Annotated in this window: 16 protein-coding genes; 6 read left to right on the top strand and 10 right to left on the bottom strand. The window is 69.8% G+C overall.

Features of this window, described 5'->3' with window-relative positions; all coding sequences use genetic code 11:
- Window positions 1-19 precede the first annotated feature (19 nt).
- The 3 genes from AS857_RS07215 to AS857_RS07205 all read left to right on the top strand — a co-directional run bounded on the left by AS857_RS07215 (window position 20) and on the right by AS857_RS07205 (window position 3886).
- Window positions 20-1564 (top strand): FG-GAP-like repeat-containing protein, encoded by a 1545-nt coding sequence (locus AS857_RS07215; protein ID WP_058042312.1) that lies wholly within the window; start codon window positions 20-22, stop codon window positions 1562-1564.
- Window positions 1565-1842: 278 nt separating this feature from the next.
- Window positions 1843-3171 carry an FG-GAP-like repeat-containing protein gene (locus AS857_RS07210; RefSeq protein WP_058042311.1) on the top strand — a complete coding sequence of 443 codons (1329 nt, stop codon included), beginning with the start codon at window positions 1843-1845 and terminating at the stop codon, window positions 3169-3171.
- Between the two features lie 250 nt (window positions 3172-3421).
- Window positions 3422-3886: a hypothetical protein gene (locus AS857_RS07205; RefSeq protein WP_144440752.1), complete on the top strand. Its 465-nt coding sequence runs from the start codon at window positions 3422-3424 to the stop codon at window positions 3884-3886.
- A 100-nt stretch (window positions 3887-3986) separates the two neighbouring features.
- Here AS857_RS07205 and AS857_RS07200 read toward each other — a convergent pair whose 3' ends face one another.
- The 3 genes from AS857_RS07200 to ngcE all read right to left on the bottom strand — a co-directional run bounded on the left by AS857_RS07200 (window position 3987) and on the right by ngcE (window position 7515).
- Window positions 3987-4895: a carbohydrate ABC transporter permease gene (locus AS857_RS07200; protein ID WP_079110144.1), complete on the bottom strand. Its 909-nt coding sequence runs from the start codon at window positions 4893-4895 to the stop codon at window positions 3987-3989.
- A gap of 1 nt (window position 4896) precedes the next feature.
- Window positions 4897-5814: a carbohydrate ABC transporter permease gene (locus AS857_RS07195; protein WP_058042309.1), complete on the bottom strand. Its 918-nt coding sequence runs from the start codon at window positions 5812-5814 to the stop codon at window positions 4897-4899.
- A 255-nt stretch (window positions 5815-6069) separates the two neighbouring features.
- Window positions 6070-7515, bottom strand: a complete 1446-nt coding sequence (ngcE, locus tag AS857_RS07190) for an N-acetylglucosamine/diacetylchitobiose ABC transporter substrate-binding protein (protein WP_058042308.1) — start codon at window positions 7513-7515, stop codon at window positions 6070-6072.
- A 33-nt stretch (window positions 7516-7548) separates the two neighbouring features.
- Here ngcE and AS857_RS39845 point away from each other — a divergent pair, with 33 nt between their 5' ends.
- The 3 genes from AS857_RS39845 (at window position 7549) to AS857_RS07180 (ending at window position 13204) form a co-directional block, all read left to right on the top strand.
- Window positions 7549-7704 carry a hypothetical protein gene (locus AS857_RS39845; RefSeq protein ID WP_160330198.1) on the top strand — a complete coding sequence of 52 codons (156 nt, stop codon included), beginning with the start codon at window positions 7549-7551 and terminating at the stop codon, window positions 7702-7704.
- A gap of 458 nt (window positions 7705-8162) precedes the next feature.
- Window positions 8163-12029: a GH92 family glycosyl hydrolase gene (locus AS857_RS07185; RefSeq protein ID WP_058042307.1), complete on the top strand. Its 3867-nt coding sequence runs from the start codon at window positions 8163-8165 to the stop codon at window positions 12027-12029.
- A gap of 119 nt (window positions 12030-12148) precedes the next feature.
- Window positions 12149-13204 carry an FG-GAP repeat domain-containing protein gene (locus tag AS857_RS07180; protein ID WP_058042306.1) on the top strand — a complete coding sequence of 352 codons (1056 nt, stop codon included), beginning with the start codon at window positions 12149-12151 and terminating at the stop codon, window positions 13202-13204.
- A 122-nt stretch (window positions 13205-13326) separates the two neighbouring features.
- Here the strand turns inward: AS857_RS07180 and AS857_RS07175 are convergent, their stop codons facing one another.
- The 7 genes from AS857_RS07175 to AS857_RS07145 form a co-directional block, all read right to left on the bottom strand.
- Entirely contained in the window at window positions 13327-14523 is a 1197-nt protein-coding gene (locus AS857_RS07175; protein WP_216823956.1) for a serine hydrolase domain-containing protein, read from the bottom strand.
- A gap of 65 nt (window positions 14524-14588) precedes the next feature.
- The gene (locus AS857_RS07170; protein ID WP_058042304.1) at window positions 14589-15833 is read right to left on the bottom strand and encodes a zinc metalloprotease; all 1245 of its coding nucleotides are present in this window, start codon (window positions 15831-15833) and stop codon (window positions 14589-14591) included.
- A gap of 85 nt (window positions 15834-15918) precedes the next feature.
- Complete coding sequence (locus AS857_RS07165) at window positions 15919-16263, bottom strand: hypothetical protein (RefSeq protein WP_058042303.1); 345 nt, start codon at window positions 16261-16263, stop codon at window positions 15919-15921.
- A gap of 39 nt (window positions 16264-16302) precedes the next feature.
- A complete protein-coding gene (locus AS857_RS07160) occupies window positions 16303-16572 on the bottom strand; it encodes a hypothetical protein (protein ID WP_058042302.1) in 270 nt (89 codons plus the stop codon).
- Window positions 16573-16830: 258 nt separating this feature from the next.
- A complete protein-coding gene (gene acnA / locus AS857_RS07155) occupies window positions 16831-19545 on the bottom strand; it encodes an aconitate hydratase AcnA (RefSeq protein ID WP_058042301.1) in 2715 nt (904 codons plus the stop codon).
- Window positions 19546-19763: 218 nt separating this feature from the next.
- A complete protein-coding gene (locus AS857_RS07150) occupies window positions 19764-20660 on the bottom strand; it encodes an alpha/beta fold hydrolase (protein WP_058042300.1) in 897 nt (298 codons plus the stop codon).
- A 129-nt stretch (window positions 20661-20789) separates the two neighbouring features.
- The gene (locus AS857_RS07145; protein WP_058042299.1) at window positions 20790-21152 is read right to left on the bottom strand and encodes a GntR family transcriptional regulator; all 363 of its coding nucleotides are present in this window, start codon (window positions 21150-21152) and stop codon (window positions 20790-20792) included.
- Window position 21153: the final 1 nt, after the last annotated feature.

Below are 21153 nucleotides of genomic sequence, written 5' to 3'. Positions count from 1 at the left end.
GTGGGTCACAGGACTGCTCATGACCACCGCCGCTGCGAGCACGCTGACGGTCTCCCCCGCCGACGCCGTGGTGGGTCAACCCGTGAACGACTCCTTCGCCTTCACGGCGAAGCTCGACGTCGCCGGCGAGCGCAGCTGCTCCGCCGTGCTCGTCGCGCCTCAGTGGCTCGCCACCGCGGGCAGCTGCTTCACCGACAACCCCGGCCAGGGCAGCCCGAAGCTCCCGGACGGCAAGGCCGTCACCGCGGTCATCGGCCGCCCCGACCTCACCCGCGACGCCGGCGTCACCGCCACCGTCACCGGACTCGTCCCCCGCGACGACCGCGACCTCGTCCTCGCCAAGCTGGACAAGCCCGTCACGGGCATCACCCCCGTCAGCCTCCCGGCCAACGCCACCCTCGAAGGCCAGGACGTCTGGGTCACCGGATACGGCCGCACCAGGGGCGAGTGGGTCCCGGACCGCCTCCACTACGCGAAGTTCACCACCGGAACGGTCAAGCCCACCACTGTCGGCCTCGCCGCAAAGACCGACGGCGCAGCGATATGCCAGGGCGACACCGGCGGACCCGCCTTCCGCGACGTCGGCGGCCGTTTCGAGCTCATCGGCGTCAACAGCCGCTCCTGGCAGGGCGGATGCATCGGCACCGACCCCAAGGAAACCCGCACCAACGCCATCGATGCCCGCATCGACGACCTCACCGGCTGGATACGCGAGCAGGTCGAGCCCAAGGAGCAGCCCCGAGTTGACACTCCCGTCGACTCCAACATCGACATCAACGGCGACGGCAAAGCCGACTACCTCGTCGTCGACGACAACGGCGCAGTGCGCGCATGGCTCAACAACAGCGAGGGCTCCAAGGACGACTGGATCGGCCAAGGCGTGATCGCCACCGGCACGGGAGCGCCCGCAAACAAGGTGCGCTTCGCCGACATCAACGACGACGGCAGAGCCGACTACCTCGTCCTGGACGACAAGGGCGGCGTTCGCGCGTACATCAACAACTCCCGTGTCGCCAAGGACAGCTGGATCAACCGGGGTGTGATCGCCACCGGCACCGGCGCCCCCGTGAGCAAGATCCGCTTCGCCGACATCAACGACGACGGCAAGGCCGACTACCTGGTCGTCGAGGACAACGGCGCCGTCCACGCGTACGTCAACAACGGCGGCGACGGACAGGGAGGCTGGACCGACAAGGGCGTCATCGCGACCGGCGTCGGCGCCCCGGGGAACAAGGTCCGCTTCGCCGACATCAACGGCGACCGCAAAGCCGACTACCTCGTCGTCGACGACAACGGCGCCGTACACGCCTGGATCAACAAGAGCAGCGGCACCAAAGACGACTGGGAAGACCGCGGCACCATCGCCACCGGCGTCGGCGCCCCCGGGAACAAGGTCCGCTTCGCCGACATCAATAGCGACCGCAAAGCCGACTACCTCGTCGTCGACGACAACGGCGCCGTACACGCCTGGATCAACAAGAGCAGCGGCACCAAAGACGACTGGGAAGACCGCGGCACCATCGCCACCGGCGTCGGCGCCCCCGGCAGCAAAGTCCGCATCTGACCTCGCCTTTCGTCTCGATCCGCCGGCTCCCCGGCAGATGTGACACCGAGCCCCGCGCCGGCGAACCGGCGCGGGGCTCCGTATTCGACCCGGTTGCCTGCCCGCACGGGCGGCAGCCCTCATGGAAAGTCCCCGGCACGATGCCCCTCGCTCATCCCCGCCCACGCTCCGCAGCGCGGCTCCTGGCAACCGCCCTGGCTGCGGCACTCACGACGAGCCTGGCGGGTGCAGTCGCCGCACCGGCCACCGCGGCCCCGTCTCCGTCTCCGGGCACTGCGGTGACCGCACCGGTCGGTCAGCAGAACTGGAAGGTGCCCCGGCTGTCGGTCATGCCTCTGGGCGACTCGATCACGTGGGGGGCGGGCAGCTCCTCCCGCGACGGGTACCGTTTCGCCCTGCGTGACAAGCTGGCCCCTCACACCGACTCCCTGCAGTTCGTGGGCTCGGTGCGTACCAACGGTGCAGATCATGAAGGCCACTCGGGGTGGCAGATCTCCGACCTCTCCGAGAACATCGAGCACTGGCTGCCGGTGGCAGGCCCGAATGTGGTGCTCCTCCACATCGGCACCAACGACATGGACCTCGACAACGACGTGGACGGCGCCCCCGCCCGGCTGGGCCGTCTGATCGACCGGATCACCCGTGCCGCGCCCGAGATGACCCTGCTCGTCTCCTCCCTCGTTCCCTCGCAGTCGGAGCAGGTGGAGAAGCGCGTCGAGAGGTTCAACGCCGAGGTGCCGCGCCTGGTCTCCGAGCGGCGGAGCAAGGGATTCAAGGTGGGTTACGTCGACATGAGTGCGGTTACCGCCCAGGAGCTCAAGGACCGGCTCCACCCCAACGACAGCGGCTACGCCAAGATGGCGAACGCCTTCTACGAGGCAGTGGCCCGCGCAGCCGGCAACGGCTGGGTGCGCGAGCGCGTGGACATCAAGCCCGCCTTGCCCGGCGAGGCTCCCCTCGGCGACTACCAGGTGGACATCAACGGCGACGGCAAGGCCGACTACCTCGTCGTCGACGACAACGGCGCTGTGCGCGCATACGTCAACAACGGCGGTGACGGGCGCGGGGACTGGACCGACCACGGCCGCATCGCCAAGGGCACGGGCGCACCGGGCACCAAGGTCCGCTTCGCCGACATCAACGGCGACCGCAGGGCCGACTACCTCGTCCTCTCGGACGACGGCGCAGTCCACGCCTGGACCAACAACGGCGATGATGCCGCGGACAGCTGGACCGACCGCGGCATCATCGCCACCGGCACCGGCGCACCCGCCGACAAGGTCCGCTTCGCCGACATCAACGCCGACGGCAAGGCCGACTACCTCGTCGTCGACGACAACGGCACCGTCCACGCCTGGACCAACAACGGCGGCGACGGACACGGGGACTGGATCAATCAGGGCCGGATCGTCTCGCGCACCCCGGTGCCCGGCGCCGGCATCCGCTTCGCCGACATCGACGGCGACGGCAAGGCCGATCACCTCTCCGTCCACGACAACGGAGCCATCGACGCCTTCCTGAACCAGGGCGGCGACGGCCACGGCGGCTGGACCGACCACGGCCGCATCGCCACCGGCGCCGGCCCCGGCTTCAGGGTGCGCATCTGACCGAGCTCCGGCCGGGCCGGGAGTGCTCAACACGTGCGGCGGTCTCAGGCCGCCGCACGGCCGCGGGCCGTCGCCGGCCGACTCGCAGCACACCTCCACACCGAAAGTCAGATTTGACGCCTAGCGCACCACATTACGCATTCGTGTGGTTTGGTGTGGATAGGTCACAACTGGTCGTCTTTCCTTCGCCATCGTGGTTCATCCAGGGTCGTGTGACAGTGCGGCCCATCGATGAGTGAAGGGCGATCCGATGCGAAATATTGCGCGTGCGGCGCTGGTGGTCCTGTGTGCGACCGGTGCTGCGCTGCCCGTCATCCCGGTGGCGCAGGCGGCGACGTCTGCGGCGCCCCTCGACTGCCGGTACGTGTACTCCCACGGGCGTCCCGGGCCCAGTGGGGAGAGCAGAGGCAGCGGCGTCTACGACGAGGGGGACCGTGACGCCGAAGGCCGCGTCTGTCACAACGGCTGGTGGGTGCACCCGTACGAGATCCACCGCCACGACGACGACCACCATGGCGACGACCACGGTTGGAACGACGACCACCGCTGGGACGGCCACCGTGATGACGGCGACCACCGTCACGACGGCGACCACCGCCGGGACGATCACCGCCGCGACGACGACCACCGTCGTGACGATCACCGCCACGACCACGGCGACCGTCACGACAACGACCACCACCACGGCGACCACGACTACGGGCGCCGCTCGTAGTCGTCCCGCAGTCGTCCGAGCGCCGGACAGCAGCAGGCCGTCCCCCGGTGTCCGCGGTGTCCGCGAGCGCCGGGGGACCGATTCCCCGCCGGCGCAACCCCTACTTCAGCGCCCCCGCCGTGAGCCCCGCCTGTACCTGCCGCTGGAAGACGATGTACGCCGCCAGCACCGGCAGCATCGCGATGACCAGGCCCGCGAAGAGGCCCGACCAGTCGCCCTTGTAGCCCTGGCTGACGGCCAGCGCCACCAGGCCCTGCGGGAGCAGCTTCTTGTCCTCGTCGCCGACGTTCAGGACTGCCGGCAGCAGGTACTGGTTCCACTGGCCCAGGAAGTTGAAGATCCCGACGCTGATCAGGCCCGGCTTGGCCATCGGGAGCATCACCTGGAAGAAGGTCCGGGTGTGCGAAGCCCCGTCGATCATCGCGGCCTCGGCCACCGAGCTGGGGAGGGTGCGGAAGAAGCCGCTGAGGAAGAAGATCGTGAAGGGCAGCGAATAGGCGATGTAGACCAGGATCAGGCCGTGGTACGTGTCCAGCAGTTGCATGTTCTTCAGGACGAAGAACAACGGCACCAGAGCGAGGATCACCGGGAAGCTCATCCCGCCCACGAACAGGTAGTAGACGAAGCGGTTTCCCGGGAATTCGAAGCGCGCCAGGACGTATGCCGCCATGGAGCCCAGCAGCATCGTGCCGAACAGGGAACCCGCCACCACCACGACCGAGTTCATGAAGTACTCGCCCATGTGCGCCTGCGACCACGCCCTCGACCAGTTGTCGAAGTGCAGGCTCGTGGGCAGTGCCCAGGGCGACGTGAAGATGGCCTTGTCGTCCTTCAGGGCGCTCATCACCGCCCACAGCAGCGGCAGCGTGACCATCAGGGCCCACAGGATCAGCACTCCGTGCGAGAAGACGTTGAGGACTCTTCCCTCGGTGCCGATGCGGTCCTCGGCGCCGATCCGGTCCCCGGCGCCGTTCCGCTCCACTGCGCTTTCGCTCTCTGCGGCGCTCATCTCAGAACTCCAGCCGTTCGCGCCGGCCCAGCTTCATCACGATGCCGGCGAAGATCATGGTGACGATGAGGAGGGCGACGCCCAGCGTGGTCGCGTATCCCGCCTGCCCGTCGCGGAATGCCTTCGTGTAGAGGAAGTACGCGAGCACCTCGGTCGAATAGTCCGGTCCGCCCGGGCCGACCGTCATGATCTGGACGACCGCGAAGCCGTCGAGCGCCATGATGCCCATGTAGACCCACCCCGTCTGGACGGTGTCCCAGAGGAGCGGGAGCGTGATCCGGAAGAACGTCTGGATGCGGTTCGCACCGTCCAGCAGCGCGGCCTCGTAGAAGTCCTTGGGAATGGAGCTCATGCCGGCCGAGAAGAGCACCACGTAAAAGCCGACGTTGCTCCACACCATCACCGCCATCACGCACCACAGTGCGAGATCCGGGTCCCCCAGCCAGTCCGGGCGGACGGAGTCCAGACCCACCGCGTCCAGGAACGAGTTCAGCGCGCCGCTGTTCGGGTTGTACGCGAACTGGAACAGCAGGGCCACGATCGCGATCGACAGCACCTGCGGGAAGAAGTAGACGACCTTGTAGAAGCCGGATCCGCGGACGCCCGCCACCGCCGCGTTCTTCCTCCTCCGCCCGCCCACGTTCAGCATGAACGCGAAGAAGAGCCCCAGCCCCAGCGTCACCAGCGGCAGGACCAGCAACAGCAGGACGTTGTGGCCGACGGACTTCCAGAACACGTCGTCGGCGAACATCTTCCGGTAGTTCTTGAACCCGACCATCTTGAAGTCGGGGCTCAGTCCGGTCCAGTCCGTGAAGGAGTAGTAGATGGCCTGGAGGAACGGCGAGATCACGAACACCGCGTAGATCGCCAGGGGTACGGCCAGGAACCCCACGATGAACCGGTACTTGCCGTGCTGCATTGCTTTCGACCCCGATCTCCCGCGGATCTCCCGCAGATCTCCCGCGTATCTCCCGCAGACGCGGAGCGGCGGGCGGGCACGTGGCCGCACCGCCGCCGGTGACCTGACCTGACCTGAACCGGTCCGACCTGATCCGGTCCGACCTGATCCGGTCCGACCTGACCCTGTCCGGCCTGACCCTGTCCGGCCTGACCCTGTCCGACCTGACCCGAACCCGACCCGACCCGACCTGCCTCGGTACGTGTTCCGTACGAGCTACCTGTGCCGGTACTTCTTGATCGAGTCGTCCCCGCGGGCCTCGTCCGAGAACTTCTGGATCTTCGCGATCGTCTCGTCCGGGGTCATCCGGCCCGCCATCATCTCGCCCAGCGCGGCCACGCCGATCTTCTCCTTCTGCAGCGCGGTGTACCAGTCCCCGATCCGCGGATTGATCACGTTCTGGCCGGCCTTGGCGAGGGCCTCCTGCGAGGAGCTGAGGCCCGGAGGCAGCGTGAGGCCCTCCGTGCCGCCGTTCAGCGACGTCAGCGACGAGACCTGCTTGATGAAGTTCTGCGAGGACTTCCTGCCCAGCATGATGCGGAGCAACTCCATGCCGCCCTGCGGGTTCTTGGCGTTCTTCGGGACGATGAAGGGCTCGCCGCCCGAAGCCCAGATCGTGCCGAAGGGCATCTTGTCGCGCTTCGCGTCCAGGCTCGACGGCGCCCCGACCGACATCTTGAAATCGGCGGGCGTGGTCTTCTTCGACTCGTTCTCCACCCACGATCCGTTCGGGATGAACAGCGCCTTGCCCTGGTTCCACGCCGTCTGCGCCTCGATGTGGGTGAGGCCGGGGGTGCCCTGGAGGATGTAGCCCTTCTTGTGGAGCTCGTAATAGGCCTCGAAGGCGGCCTTGACGGCCGGGTCCTTCCAGGCGTTCGGCTCCAGGTTGTCGATCCGGTCGATGACCTCTTTCCCGCCGATCTTCGCGATGAACGGGTAGAGGCTGAACGGCAGGTAGTACGGGTGCTTGCCGGGGTACGTCCAGCCGGCGATGCCCTTCTTCTTCGCCTTCTCGCAGACGGCGAGCATCTCGTCCCACGTCTCGGGGTACTGCGCGTCCAGCTTCTCCAGATTGGTCTTCGAATACCAGACGCCGTAGACGGTGTAGGCGTAGAAGAGGACCCACGTCTCCTGGCCGTCGAACTGGCCCATTTCCACGACGCCCGGCCGCAGCGTGTCCCGCACCTTCTTCGACGGGTCGTCGATCGACGGCGCGTCGAGCAGGGCGTTCAGATCGGTCAGCTGCTTCTTCCCCACCAGGGTGCCCATGTCCATCTGCTTGGCACCCGAGTTGTCGATCAGGTCGGGCGGGGTGCCGCCGTTGAAGCGGGGCTGGAGCTGGGTCTGGATCTCCTGCGTGGCGCCGTGCTGGACCTTGGCCTTCGGGAACGCCGCCTTGTACTCGGCCTCGGCGTCCTTGGCGTACTGCTGGCCGAAGCCGCCGTCGAAGATGACGACGTCGAGCGGGGCGGACTCGTTGACCGCGAGCGGGTTCTTATCGGTCTTCGTCCCCTTGTCGACCTTGTTGTCGCTGTCGCCGTCCCCGCTGGCGCAGGCGCTCAGCACGCCCATCGACGGCACCGCGATCAGGCCCAGTGCAGCCGCTCTCCTGATCAGGTCGCGCCGGCCGAACTCCCCTGTGGATCCCGTGCTCGATCCCATGCTCAAGTCCTCGCCTTCTCCAGGACTCAGGCGGTGCACCGGTACTTCCCCTTGTTCACAAGAGTTGACGAAGGGCCCGACACCGCGGGTCAGTTGAAGCTGGGTGTGCTGGACGTTCCGGAAGTGCTGGAAATGCTGGGCGTGCTGGATGCGCTGGGCGTGCTGGGGTGCGTGCGCCGGGGTCGGTGACGTGCCCGCGGCATTCTCCCCCCGCCGCCCTCCCCCCGGGCCGACGCGGCGGCCTTCAGGACCTCCCCGGTAGCCGACAGGTATAGTCCACTTCTCACCAACTGGGCAAGATCGGAAGCAGCTTTGGGCTTCAGTCTTTCCCTAGTTGAGACCTCTTACGGTACGAGTTCCCGCCCGCCGGCGTCCGGCCGGAAGCTGCCGCGAGCCACCCGGAGCCGTCGGCACCCTCCGGCGCCCCCTCCCGCCTCCGCCGACCGCGACACCAACCCCGGGACCCTTGACACCATCCACCTCTCACGCCCTACTTATCTCTGCGCGACTCACTTGACAACGTTGTCGGTTTCGTTGGGAGACTTGAGATGCGGCAGGGCAGGCAACGGCACAGGCCCCGGCACCGATGGCCTAGTCTCACCCGTTCGCTCACGCTCCTCCTCTCGTTCCTCCTCGCCTCTGGCCTCATGACGGCCATTCAGGTGCCCGGGCCCCAGACCGCCCACGCCGCCCAAGCCGCCCAATCTGCCCAGGCCGCCCGCGCCGCCCACGCGGCGCCGACCGACCCCTCCTTCGCCTCCTCCTTCGAGCCGGGCCAGCCGAAACCCGACTGGCGCAACACCGTCGAGACCGCCCCCGGAGGCCACAAGCGGTCCTCCGGCATCGACGGCAACGACGAGCGCGGCATCCCCGGCAACGTCACCGACACCGTCACGGCCGTCCGGGCGAGCGGGGAGAACGCCGGCTCGGGCGAGGTCAAGGAGAACCTCTTCGACGGCGAGAGCACGACCAAGTGGCTCGACTTCGAGAAGGCGGCCTGGCTGGAATTCGAGCTCTCCGAGCCGGTCACCGCCGTCCGCTACGCCCTGACGTCCGCCAACGACTCTCCCGGCCGCGACCCCCGGGACTGGACCCTGCAGGGCTCGCAGGACGGCCGGGACTGGACGCCCCTCGACTCCCGCAAGGGCGAGACCTTCGAAAAGCGCTTCCAGACCCGCGAGTTCTCCTTCCTCAACTCCACCCCCTTCCGGCACTACCGGCTCGACATAGCCCGTAACAGCGGCGCGGACATCACCCAGCTGGCCGAGGTGCAGCTGGCGCCGCTCTACACCGGCCCGCCGCCCCCGTCCGACATGCGCAGCTACGTCGACAGCGGCCCCCCGGGCTCCCCCACCGCCAAGGCCCGCGCCGGCTTCACGGGCACCCATGCCCTGCGCTACGGAGGCGTCCACCAGAGCAGGGACCGCGCGTACTCGTACAACAAGGTCTTCTCGGTCGCGGGCGACGGCCTCCGCGTGACCCCGCGGACGGTCCTCTCGTACAAGGTCTTCCCGTCCATGCCCGAGGTCGACCAGCGCTATCCGGCCACGCACGTGGCCCTGGACCTCGCCTTCACCGACGGCACCTATCTGAGTGACCTCGGCGCCGTCGACCAGCACGGTGCGCCGCTGACCCCGCGGGGCCAGGCCGAGTCCCGGATGCTCTACGCCAATCAGTGGAACAACAGGGAGTCGCGCATCGGCGCCGTCGCCGCGGGGAAGAGCGTGGCGCGGGTGCTCGTCGCGTACGACTCCCCTTCCGGTCCTGCGAAGTTCCGCGGCTGGGTGGACGACGTCTCCCTCGCCCCCGCGCCCGCCGAGCGGCCCCCGGCGCACCTGGCCGACTACGCCGTGACGACGCGCGGCACCCACTCCAGTGCGAGCTTCTCGCGCGGCAACACCTTCCCCGCGACCGCCGTCCCGCACGGCTTCAACTTCTGGACGCCGGTGACCAACGCGGGCGCCATGGACTGGCTCTACCAGTACGCCGCCGCCAACAACGCCGACAACCTCCCCACCATCCAGGCGTTCAGCGCGAGCCACCAGCCGAGCCCCTGGATGGGCGACCGGCAGACGTTCCAGGTGATGCCGGTGGCGATGCCGCGGTCCGCCGCCGGCTCGGACCCTCCGGACACCGGGCGCGCCGCCCGGGCCCTCCCCTTCCACCACGCCAACGAGACGGCGCGCCCCCACTACTACGGCGTGACCTTCGACAACGGCCTCAAGGCCGAGATCGCGCCCACCGATCACGCCGCGGTCATGCGCTTCACCTATCCGGGGGACGCCACCGACACCGCCGCCCTCGTCCTCGACAACGTCCGCAACCAGGGCGGTCTCACGCTCGACCCCGAGAACCGCTCCTTCACCGCCTGGTCGGACGTGCGCAGCGGGCTGTCCGTCGGCGCGAGCCGGCTCTTCGTCTACGGCGTGCTCGACGCGCCCGTCACGGCGAGCGGCAAGCCGGGCCCGGGCGGCGAGGACGGCACGACCGGCTATCTGCGGCTCGCGCCCGGCCGGGACCGCACGGTGACGCTGCGCATCGCGACCTCCCTCATCGGCACCGAGCAGGCGAAGGCCAACCTGGAGCAGGAGGTCCCGGAGGGCGCGGGCCGCGCCGCCTTCGGCCGCGTCCACGACCGCGCCCGCGCCGCGTGGGACGCCGTCCTGGGCCGGGTCGAGGTCGAGGGCGCGACCCGGGACCAGCTCACCACGCTCTACTCGAACCTCTACCGGCTCTACCTCTATCCCAACTCCGGCTTCGAGAACACCGGCACCCGGACCCGCCCGCGCCACCGCTACGCGAGCCCCTTCTCGCGCCCGGATGGCGAGAGCACGCCCACCCGGACGGGCGCGCGGGTCGTCGACGGCGAGGTCTACGTCAACAACGGCTTCTGGGACACCTACCGCACCACCTGGCCCGCCTACTCCCTCCTGACCCCGAAGCGGGCCGGCCGGCTCGTCGACGGCTTCGTCCAGCAGTACAAGGACGGCGGCTGGATCTCGCGCTGGTCCTCCCCCGGCTACGCCGACCTGATGACGGGCACCAGCTCCGACGTGGCCTTCGCCGACGCCTACGCCAAGGGAGTCTCCTTCGACGCGGAGGCGGCATACGAGGCGGCGCTCAAGAACGCGACGGTGGTGCCCACGCAGCCCGGCGTCGGCCGCAAGGGCATGGACACCTCCGTCTTCCTCGGGTACACGAGCACCACGACGCGCGAGGGCATGTCCTGGGCCCTGGAGGGCTACCTCAACGACTACGGGCTCGCGACGATGGGCAAGGCGCTCCACGAGCGGACCCACAAGCCGCGCTACCGGGACGAGGCCGCGTACTTCGCCAACCGCGCCCGCAATTACGTCAAGCTCTTCGACCCCGCCACCGGCTTCTTCCAGGGCCGCAACGCCGACGGCTCGCGGCGGCTGCCGCCCGGGCGGTACGACCCGCGCGTCTGGGGCCACGACTACACCGAGACCAACGGCTGGAACTTCGCCTTCCACGCCCCGCAGGACACCCGCGGGCTGGCGGGGCTGTACGGCGGCCGGGCGGGCCTGGCCGACAAGCTCGACCAGTTCTTCGGCACGCCGGAGACGGGGGCGCCGGAGTTCGCCGGTTCGTACGGCGGCGTCATCCACGAGATGACCGAGGCGCGGGACGTCCGCATGGGCATGTACGGCCACAGCAACCAGGTCTCGCACCACATCGCGTACCTCTACGACGCGGCGGGGCAGCCCTGGAAGACCCAGGAGAAGGTGCGCGAGGTGATGTCCCGGCTCTACCTGGGCAGCGAGATCGGCCAGGGCTACCCGGGTGACGACGACAACGGCGAGATGTCGGCCTGGTACCTGTTCAGCGCGCTCGGCTTCTACCCGCTGGTGATGGGCGGCGGCGAGTACGCGGTCGGGTCGCCGCTGTTCACCAAGGCGACGGTCCACCTGGAGAACGGCCGCGACCTGGTGGTGAAGGCCCCGCGGAACAGCGCCCGCAACGTGTACGTGCAGGGGCTGCGCGTCAACGGCAAGGCCTGGCGGTCCACGGCGCTCCCGCACTCCGTCCTCGCGAAGGGGGCGACGCTGGAGTTCGCCATGGGCCCGCGGCCGTCGTCGTGGGGCAGCGGCAGGAACGACGGGCCGGGCTCGCTGAGCAAGGACTTCGAGGCACCCGTCCCGGACGGCGACGTGACCCTGCCCGGCACCTCTCCCCTCACCGACGACACCTCGCTCACGGAGGCCCCCTTCACGACGGCCCTGCTGCAAGTGCCGTCCGGCGCGCGCGTGACCTCCTACACGCTGACCTCGGCCGACCGGGCCAAGGCGCCCGAGGGCTGGGTCCTGGAGGGTTCGCCGGACGGCGAGCAGTGGCAGGAGGTGGACCGGCGCACGGGCGAGGCCTTCTCCTGGGACCGGCAGACCCGGGTGTTCTCGGTGGCCCGGCCCGGTTCGTACCGCCACTACCGGCTGCGGCCGGCGGGCGAGAGCACTCTGGCGGAGATCGAACTATTGGGGCCGAGATCCGCATAACTGCGCCGTTGACATGTAAAGAGAGTGTGAAACGATCACGTGGATCCAGTGGCGTGCCCCTGTCAGGGCCCCTGACAGGGGCACGCCACTCTTCGCTGAGACCCTCTTGGAGAACCCACGTGGCTCACCTTCCCGGCCGCCCGCGCTCCCGCGCGGTGCAGCGCGTCGCCACCGCCGCGATAGCCGCCGCCCTGGTCGGCACCACCGCCGGCACCGCCCTGGCCGACGGCCCCAGGACGTCGCCCGCCGGCACCGCGGCCGAGCGCGCGGCGAAGCTGCCCGCGGCCACCTCGTTCAAGCACCGCTCCGAGGCGCTGCGCGGCGAGGCGAAGTCCGGCGACTACCCGAAGTCCGGCCCCCTCGCCCCCAAGGCCCCCTCGGCCGCCCCCGCTCCGGGGCTCGCGGCCCCGCGCAAGGGCGTCAAGGCCGACGGCCCCTCCGCGGAGGCCCCCTTCCTCCCGCTGAGCGCCGTCAACAACGACGACCTGTACTTCTACTGGCCCGACGGCAAGGGCGGCATCACGCCCAAGGAGTACGTCACCAACGGCTGGAACGCGATCAACGCCGCGGCCCGCGTCGACCACGACCGGGACGGCATCGCCGACGGACTGTACGTCCGCGACAACGACCAGAACATCATCTTCGCCCCCGCGGGCCGGAGTGCGAGCATCGTGGCGGACGACTGGGGCCAGTACGACCAGTTCATGTCGCCCGGCAACCTGGGCGGGGGCAAGGAGTCGGACATCCTCGTCCGCGACCGCGAGGGCGTCCTGTGGCTCTACCTCGCCTACCCGGACGGCACGCTGACCGGCCGCAAGAAGGTCGGACCGGGCTGGGGTCAGTTCACTGAGATCGCCGGCCGCGGCGACCTGACCGGTGACGGCAAGGCCGACATCGTCGCCCGCGACAAGGACGGTGTGCTGTGGCTCTACAAGGGCACCGGCGACTACACCAAGCCGTTCGACTACAAGCAGCGCATCGGCGGCGGCTGGAACCAGTTCAACAAGCTGGTCGGCACCGGCGACGTCGACCTGGACGGCAAGTCCGACCTCGTCGCGCGCGACAAGGACGGCGCCCTGTGGCTGTACAGGGGCACGGGCAAGGCCGCCCAGCCGTACGACTACAAGGTGAAGATCGGCAACTCGGGCTGGAACCAGTTCCGCATGATGTACTGACGTGACGGGATGACGTACTGAGACGTACTGGGACGTACCGATCCGCCGCGACGTGATGTGACGCGAAGGGCCGCACCCACCGGGGTGCGGCCCTTTTCTCAGCCCGTCTCTCAGCCCGTCTCTCAGCCGCGGCCGCACGTGGCGCCGAGGGCGGCGAGCAGGAACTCCTGCCAGGCCTTCTCCACGGCCGGCGGACCGCTCACGCCCGGCACGCTCACCGTCCAGCCGAAGCTCACCTGACGACGGCCGTCCGGGGAGCTGAAGGTCATGGACCGGTAGCCGAAGCCGTTGCCCCGGTTGCCCCACAGCAGCTCGCCGGGCTTGGCGGGACACAGGTCGCCGCCGGGCATCAGGCCCTGCGTGTAGTACGGGTACTTGCCGTCCTGCTTGCGCATCTCGGCCAGCCCGGCCGGGGAGAGCAGCGTGCCGTCGGACAGTGCGCGGAAGAACCGGTTGAGGTCGGCGCTGGTCGACACGACGGCGGCCGCGGCGCCCCACACCGACGGGGTGTAGTCCGTGGCGTCGAAGAGCGGCCCGCTCTCCGGCTTGATGTATCCGTGCACGTGCGGCCCACTCAGGAACGGGTTCACGGTCGGGTACGAGGTGTCGCGCATTCCGGCGGGCCGGAACACCCGGCGCGTCAGTTCGGTGCCGAGCGACTTGCCGGTGACCTTCTCCACCACCAGGCCGAGCAGTGCGTAGTTGGTGTTGGAGTAGGGCAGGTCCGGGCTCGCCGGGTCCGCGAGCGGCTTCTTGACCGCGTTCCTGATCACGGTCTGCGGAGCGAAGTACCGGAACCGGTTCTTCCGGTGCTCCTCGAGCGAGCCGGTCGGGTACAGGTCGTCGAGGTAGTCCGGGATGCCGCTGGTGTGGTTGAGCAACTGCCGCAGCGTGATGGGCTCCTTGTAGGGGAGCACGCCCGGCAGGTGCTTCGAGACCGGGTCGTCGAGCTTCAGCCGGCCCTCGTCGGCGAGTTGCATGACGACGGTCGCGACCATCGACTTGGTCACGCTGGCTACGCGGTAGCGGTCGCCGGGGCGGGCGGACTGCTTGGTCCGTACGTCCCGCACCCCGCTGGCACCGGACCAGCTCCGGTCCCCGACCCGCACCTCGGCGAGGGCCGCGGGCGCACCGGCCGCGGTCAGCTTGTCCAGGGCCGCCTGCAGGGCCTCGGCGTCCAGCCCGGCGGGGGCGGCGGCTGCGGGAGCGGTGCCCGCGGGGGCACTGTCCGCGGCCACTGCCGCGCCCGGCGGGACGGCGAGGCCGATGGCGAGGGCGGCCGCGGCCGCCGCCACGACGGAGCGGAGTCTCAAGGTCACACATTCCCCCAGGAGTTCGAATCCTCTCGATCCTAGGTGATCAACCCCGGGCCCCCGCATGCGCTTCAGCCCCGCAGCGCCCCGAGGGCCAGCCGGAAGAGCGACCGCACCGGCCTCCACAGCACCAGCGTCAGGCCTGCCACCGGCAGCGTGAGCAGGACGACCTGCACGGCTGCCGCGATCAGGCCCAGCACCGGGAAGCCGTCGGCTCCCACGTGCCCGGCCAGCAGCGTGATCGTCTGCCAGTCCGTACGGAGCAGCTGCGGCAGGTTGGCCAGCACCATGGCCAGCTGCAGCGTGAGGGCGGGCACCAGGAACAGGACCCACGCCGCGACCACGATCTGCGGCCACCGCTTCAGCGCCTTCAGGCGCTCGTCCTCCGGGCGGCGGAGGACGACCCGCTTCAGGATCGGTGCGATGTACTTGAACAGGTCGGGGATCCCGACGAGATCGGCCACGATGTAGTAGCCGTCGAACCGCAGCGTCGGCAGCAGCTGCTGGACCATCTCCACGTGCACGGAGAAGATCGCCACCAGCAGGAGCGGGCTCCCGGTCACCTCGTACAGCCCCAGCAGGCCCAGCACGAACAGGGCGTTGAAGTAGACGCCGCCCAGGTCCGCGCGGATGCGCCCGGCCCGGCCGAGCCGGTACGAACTGGTGATGTCGGTGTAGAAGGCGGGCCACACCAGATAGATGCCGCAGCCCATCGCACCGGGCCGCACGCCGCCGTAGCGGCAGGCCGCCCCGTGGCCCATCTCGTGGAACACACAGGAGGCGACGGCCAGGAGGACGACGAGGAGGACGTCGGCCGGGGAGGAGAGCACGGACTGCAGCGCGGCACCCGTGTCCTGGGTCATCCACAGCCAGACCTCGCCGAAGGCGAAGGCGCCCAGGGCGAGCAGGACCAGCAGCGGCCGGAACAGCCAGGCGAACAGCCCGGCCAGGAACCACGTGGCGCGCTCCGGCAGGACCGCCAGGCGGAACCGGAAGGCGAGGAACGGGTCGCTCTTCTGCGCGGGCGGGGGCGGCGAGCCGTCGCTGTAGGTCGTGATGCCGAGCGGGGCGAGCTTCTTGTCGATGACGTAGACGACGTGTTCCGCGGTGAACTGCCGCCCCGTCTCCCGGCTGAGCTGCTCGGCCACCAGCGCGACGGGCCGGCCGTCCAGCGCCCGCGCGACCTGGTACAGCAGAGGGGGGAGCCGGACGATCTGCCCGTCGGGGCGGCAGACCAGGTGCGGCGGCTCGCGGTAGCCGGAGTCCTCGAACTCGCCGACCAGTTCCGTACCGGCCACCAGCGCGGGCAGTGTCATTCTGCGCTCTCCGTAAGGGGACAGAGGGCGGGGAAGGACCGGACGCTTCCGGCCGGCCCTTCCCCTGGTGCGTACGGGCCGTATGTCAGTGGCTGGAGACGGCTGCCGGGACGCAGTGGAGACCGGTGGCCGGGTTCTGCGAGTGCAGGCTGAGCGAGCTCAGCAGGCCGGCCGGCTGCTGCCGGTCCACGGACTGGCAGGCCGACAGCATGGTCGTGCCGTGGTCGGAGGCCGGCGGAGCGTAGACGCCGCCGCCCGAGGCCGTCGCGGCGCTGCTGCTGGAGCTGCCGGCACCGGCGCCGGCACCGCCGTCGCCGTCCCCGGCGGGGCCGTACGCGAGCGGGGCGGCCACGATGCCCATGACCGTGCGCTCGGGCAGGAGCTCGCCCGCGACGCCCTCGAGTTCCTCGAAGCTGATGGCGTTGTCCATTCCATTCCCCTTCTCTGATTACGGATTGCGGATCAGTGCTCAACGGGTGGAGATGGCCGCGGGAATGCACGTCGTCGTATAGCCGGGGTCCTGGGAGGCGAGTCCCAGGAAGACGAGGAGCGGAGGACTTCCCGCGTTCTGCCGGTACTGGCAGGCGTAGGCGACCGTCGTGCCGTGGTCGGTCTTCACCATCGCCGGGTAGACCGGCTGGTCGGTCCCCGCCGACAACACGCTCGACAGTACGAGCCGCGGGGGGAGCTCCTCGCCCGAAAGGCGTTCGAGCTCCCCGAAAGTGACGGCGGATCCCATGGTTGTTCCCTCCCTAGGGGACGACATCGGCCCGGCGTCGATCCCCGCGGGAGGTTAACCAGGAGCGGAATGTCCGACACTTCGCCAACACCCCTATCACCCGGTCGAGTTAGGGTTTGCCCCGTGAGAGTGCGGGGGCCGAACGCGCGTACCGGGCCGAGGGCGCACGCGAGTTGCGGGCCCCGGAACGCGGCAGGGCCGCACCCCGTACGAGACGGGGTGCGGCCCTGAACCGCTCGGCTGTGGCGCCGGAACCGCTTACTTGCGGATCAGCGAGCGCAGCACGTACTGCATGATGCCGCCGTTGCGGTAGTAGTCGGCCTCACCGGGGGTGTCGATGCGGACGACCGCGTCGAACTCCACGCCCGTGTCGGTGGTGACCTTGACCGTGCGGGGCGTGCGGCCCTCGTTGAGCTCGGTCACACCGGTGAAGGTGAAGGTCTCCTCGCCGGTCAGGCCCAGCGACTCGGCCGAGGCACCCTCGGGGAACTGCAGCGGCAGGACGCCCATGCCGATGAGGTTCGAGCGGTGGATGCGCTCGTAGGACTCGGCGATGACGGCCTTGACGCCGAGGAGCGCGGTGCCCTTGGCGGCCCAGTCGCGGGACGAGCCCGAGCCGTACTCCTTGCCGGCCAGGACGACCAGCGGGATGCCCTGCTCGATGTAGTTGCGCGAGGCGTCGTAGATGAACGACACCGGCGCGTCGGCCTTGGTGAAGTCGCGGGTGAAGCCGCCCTCGGTGCCCGGCGCGATCTGGTTGCGCAGGCGGATGTTGGCGAACGTGCCGCGGATCATGACCTCGTGGTTGCCGCGGCGCGAGCCGTAGCTGTTGAAGTCGCGACGCTCGACGCCGTGCTCCGTGAGGTACTTGCCGGCCGGGGTGTCGGCCTTGATGGCACCGGCCGGGGAGATGTGGTCGGTGGTGACCGAGTCGCCCAGCTTCGCCAGGACGCGGGCGCCGGCGATGTCGGAGACCGGGGTGGTCTCCATCGTCATGCCCTCGAAGTAAGGGGGCTTGCGGACGTAGGTGGACTCGGTGTCCCACTCGAAGGTGTTGCCGGTCGGGATCGGCAGCGCCTGCCACTGGGCGTCGCCCGCGAAGACGTCCTGGTAGGACTTGTTGAACATGTCCTCGCCGATGGCGTTGGCCACGACGTCGTTGACCTCGGCCTCGGACGGCCAGATGTCCTTGAGGAAGACCGGGTTGCCGTCCTGGTCGGTGCCCAGGGCGTCCTTGGTGATGTCCACCTTCATGGAGCCCGCGATGGCGTACGCGACGACCAGCGGCGGGGAGGCCAGGTAGTTCATCTTGACGTCGGGGTTGATGCGACCCTCGAAGTTGCGGTTGCCCGACAGGACGGACGTGACCGCGAGGTCGTGCTCGTTGACCGCCTTGGAGACCTCCTCCGGCAGCGGGCCGGAGTTGCCGATGCAGGTGGTGCAGCCGTAGCCGACGAGGTTGAAGCCGACCTTGTCGAGGTAGGGGGTCAGGCCCGCCTTGTCGAAGTAGTCGGTGACGACCTTGGAACCCGGGGCGAGGGTGGTCTTGACCCACGGCTTGCGGGTCAGGCCCTTCTCGACCGCCTTCTTGGCCACGAGCGCCGCGGCGACCATGACGTAGGGGTTCGAGGTGTTGGTGCAGGAGGTGATCGCGGCGACGGTGACGGCGCCGTGGTCGATCTCGTACGTCGTGCCGTCGGGGGCCGTGACCGTGGTCGGGCGGCTGGGCACGCCGTTCGCGGCGGCCGGGGAGTCGGAGGCCGGGAAGGACTCCTCGCCCGCCTCGTCGGCGGTGGAGACGTAGTTGAGGACGTCACGCTCGAACTGGGCCTTGGCCTCGGCGAGGACGATGCGGTCCTGCGGGCGCTTCGGGCCGGCGATCGACGGGACGACCGTCGACAGGTCCAGCTCCAGCTTCTCGGAGAAGTCCGGCTCGGCGGCCGGGTCCAGCCACAGGCCCTGCTCCTTGGCGTACGCCTCGACCAGCGCGACCTGCTGCTCGGAGCGGCCGGTGAGCTTGAGGTACTTCAGCGTCTCGCCGTCGATCGGGAACATCGCGGCGGTGGAGCCGAACTCCGGCGACATGTTGCCGATGGTGGCGCGGTTGGCCAGCGAGGTGGCGGCGACGCCCTCGCCGTAGAACTCGACGAACTTGCCGACGACGCCGTGCTTGCGCAGCATCTCGGTGATCGTGAGGACGAGGTCGGTGGCGGTGGTGCCGGCCGGGAGCTCACCGGTCAGCTTGAAGCCGACGACGCGCGGGATGAGCATGGAGACCGGCTGGCCGAGCATCGCGGCCTCGGCCTCGATGCCGCCGACGCCCCAGCCCAGCACGCCGAGGCCGTTGACCATGGTGGTGTGCGAGTCGGTGCCGACGAGGGTGTCCGGGTAGGCCTGGCCGCCTCGGACCATGACCGTACGGGCCAGGTGCTCGATGTTCACCTGGTGGACGATGCCGGTGCCCGGGGGGACGACCTTGAACTCGTCGAAGGCGGTCTGGCCCCAGCGCAGGAACTGGTAGCGCTCCTTGTTGCGGCCGTACTCCAGCTCGACGTTCTGGCCGAAGGCGTCCTTCGTGCCGAACTTGTCGGCGATGACGGAGTGGTCGATGACCAGCTCGGCCGGGGCCAGCGGGTTGATCTTCGCCGGGTCGCCGCCGAGCTCCTTGACGGCCTCACGCATGGTGGCGAGGTCGACGACGCAGGGGACGCCGGTGAAGTCCTGCATGATCACGCGGGCCGGCGTGAACTGGATCTCCTGGCTGGGCTGGGCCTGCGAGTCCCAGTTGCCCAGCGCACGGATGTGGTCGGCGGTGATGTTCGCGCCGTCCTCCGTGCGGAGCAGGTTCTCCAGCAGCACCTTCAGGCTGTAGGGAAGGCGTGCGGAGCCCTCGACCTTGTCCAGCCGGAAGATCTCGTACGACTCGTCGCCCACCTGCAGCGTGCTGCGGGCGTCGAAGCTGTTCGCCGACACGACAGTCTCCTTCATGCATGAATTCGCGTACTGCGGCCATCCTGCCGCCCCACGGTCCCGCCGATCCGATAAGGTGTGCCTTAGTTAGGCATGCCTTACTGGCGCGACAGCGGTACGCCTCTCGGCAGATATCTCGATGTCGAGATAACTCTAGTACATCGCCGGGGAACGGTCATGTCCTGGCGGGCCCGCACCCTCCGCGGCCGGTGCCCGCCTCCTCACGCCTGCCCGCCCGGCGCGGCCTCCACCTCGCGCCAGAACTCCGGCACGCGCCTGTTCAGCGCCTTCACCGGAATGCCGTGCCCGGCACCGGGCACGATCTCCGCCCGCACGTCCGGGATCAGGCGGCCCGCCCGCTCCCGGGCACGCTCCGAGTCCATGACCCGGTCCGCCCCGCCGAGCAGGATCAGGGCGGGGGCGGTCACGGAGCGCAATTCCTCGTCGCTCATGCGCTGCGGCGGCAGCAGGCGTACGCGGAAGCCGCGCATGGCCTCCAGCGACAGGTGCGTCTGCGCCTCGGCCTCCTCGGGGTCCGCACCCGTGTCACCGATGAGCGCGGTGAACCAGCGGCGCTGGAACTTCTCCGAACCGCTCAGCATCGAGGCGACGGCGCCCAGGACGAAGCCCGCCCGCAGCGGGGCCAGGGCGCGGGGCGGATCGTAGGCGGCGACCGAGGCCACGCGGGCGGGCTTGCGGGCCGCGTGATTGAGGGCGACCCAGCCGCCGTACGAGTGACCGACCAGGTGCGCCCGCTCCAGGCCGAGGCCCGCAAGGACCTCTTCCAGCCAGCTCGCGGTCTCCTCCGCCGTGGCGATGGGGGCGCTCTGCGTGCTGTACCCCGGCTCGCCGACCCGGTCGACGGCCAGCACGGGGCGGCCCTCGCCGAGCGCGGCCACGTGCGGCGCCCATTCGGCGGGGGTCGCGCTCTGGCCGTGCAGCAGGACGACCGGCGTGCCCGGGCCGCCGCCGTAGGTGTGGACGCGGGTGCTCCCGAAGGACGTCGCGACGTCCTGCCGGCCCCGCGGCTCCGGCCAGAAGGCCATGGCCGCGTCGTAGGCACCGAGTATCCGCGCCCGCGCGGCGTCGTCGGCGAAGGAACTGACCCGAGCGCCCATGAGGCGACCTCCCCCTGCGGCGGCACCCCCGGCCGCCCTGTGTTCGATCATGGCAGGGGGCGGATCGCGGGCTGCGGGTGGGGGATCCCTCCGCGGGCGCGCGCCCGTCGGCCGCGCGCCCGGGCGGGCCTACCGCGCCGCCAGCCCGCCCCGCACGGTGTCGACGATCTCCTCGTCCGTCAGGCCCAGGGCGCGGGCGTCCGCGATGAGGGTGCGGACGACGTCGGTCAGGCGGGCGCGGCCGGGGGCGGCGGGGTCGGCCGTGACGACCGCGCCGCGGCCCCGCCGGAGTTCGATGAGGCCCTCCTCGCGCAGCTGCTGGTAGCCGCGCAGGACGGTGTGGACGTTGACGCCGAGGGAGTCGGCGAGGGCGCGGGCGGCGGGGAGGCGTTCGCCCGGGCGTACGGTGGCGTCCGCTATGGCGCCGCGTGCGGAGGCGGCGATCTGGTCGCCGAGGGGCACCGGGGAGCCGTGGTCGAGGCGGAAGAGCATG

It is taken from the genome of Streptomyces roseifaciens, from assembly GCF_001445655.1.
GTDB lineage: Bacteria > Actinomycetota > Actinomycetes > Streptomycetales > Streptomycetaceae > Streptomyces > Streptomyces aureoversilis.
The sequence above is the reverse complement of the archived record's forward strand: the minus strand, read 5'-3'. Positions and strand labels throughout refer to the sequence as shown.

Excerpts from the sequence above, each read along its gene's own strand:
- AS857_RS07185 (WP_058042307.1), top strand. The coding sequence starts at position 8,163 with ATGACGGCCATTCAGGTGCCCGGGCCCCAGACCGCCCACGCCGCCCAA.
- AS857_RS07200 (WP_079110144.1), bottom strand. The coding sequence starts at position 4,895 with ATGAGCGCCGCAGAGAGCGAAAGCGCAGTGGAGCGGAACGGCGCCGGG.
- AS857_RS07150 (WP_058042300.1), bottom strand. The coding sequence starts at position 20,660 with ATGGGCGCTCGGGTCAGTTCCTTCGCCGACGACGCCGCGCGGGCGCGG.
- AS857_RS07165 (WP_058042303.1), bottom strand. The coding sequence starts at position 16,263 with ATGGACAACGCCATCAGCTTCGAGGAACTCGAGGGCGTCGCGGGCGAG.
- AS857_RS07170 (WP_058042304.1), bottom strand. The coding sequence starts at position 15,833 with ATGACACTGCCCGCGCTGGTGGCCGGTACGGAACTGGTCGGCGAGTTC.
- ngcE (WP_058042308.1), bottom strand. The coding sequence starts at position 7,515 with ATGGGATCGAGCACGGGATCCACAGGGGAGTTCGGCCGGCGCGACCTG.
- AS857_RS07205 (WP_144440752.1), top strand. The coding sequence starts at position 3,422 with ATGCGAAATATTGCGCGTGCGGCGCTGGTGGTCCTGTGTGCGACCGGT.
- AS857_RS07215 (WP_058042312.1), top strand. The coding sequence starts at position 20 with ATGACCACCGCCGCTGCGAGCACGCTGACGGTCTCCCCCGCCGACGCC.
- AS857_RS07195 (WP_058042309.1), bottom strand. The coding sequence starts at position 5,814 with ATGCAGCACGGCAAGTACCGGTTCATCGTGGGGTTCCTGGCCGTACCC.
- AS857_RS07160 (WP_058042302.1), bottom strand. The coding sequence starts at position 16,572 with ATGGGATCCGCCGTCACTTTCGGGGAGCTCGAACGCCTTTCGGGCGAG.
- AS857_RS07145 (WP_058042299.1), bottom strand. The coding sequence starts at position 21,152 with ATGCTCTTCCGCCTCGACCACGGCTCCCCGGTGCCCCTCGGCGACCAG.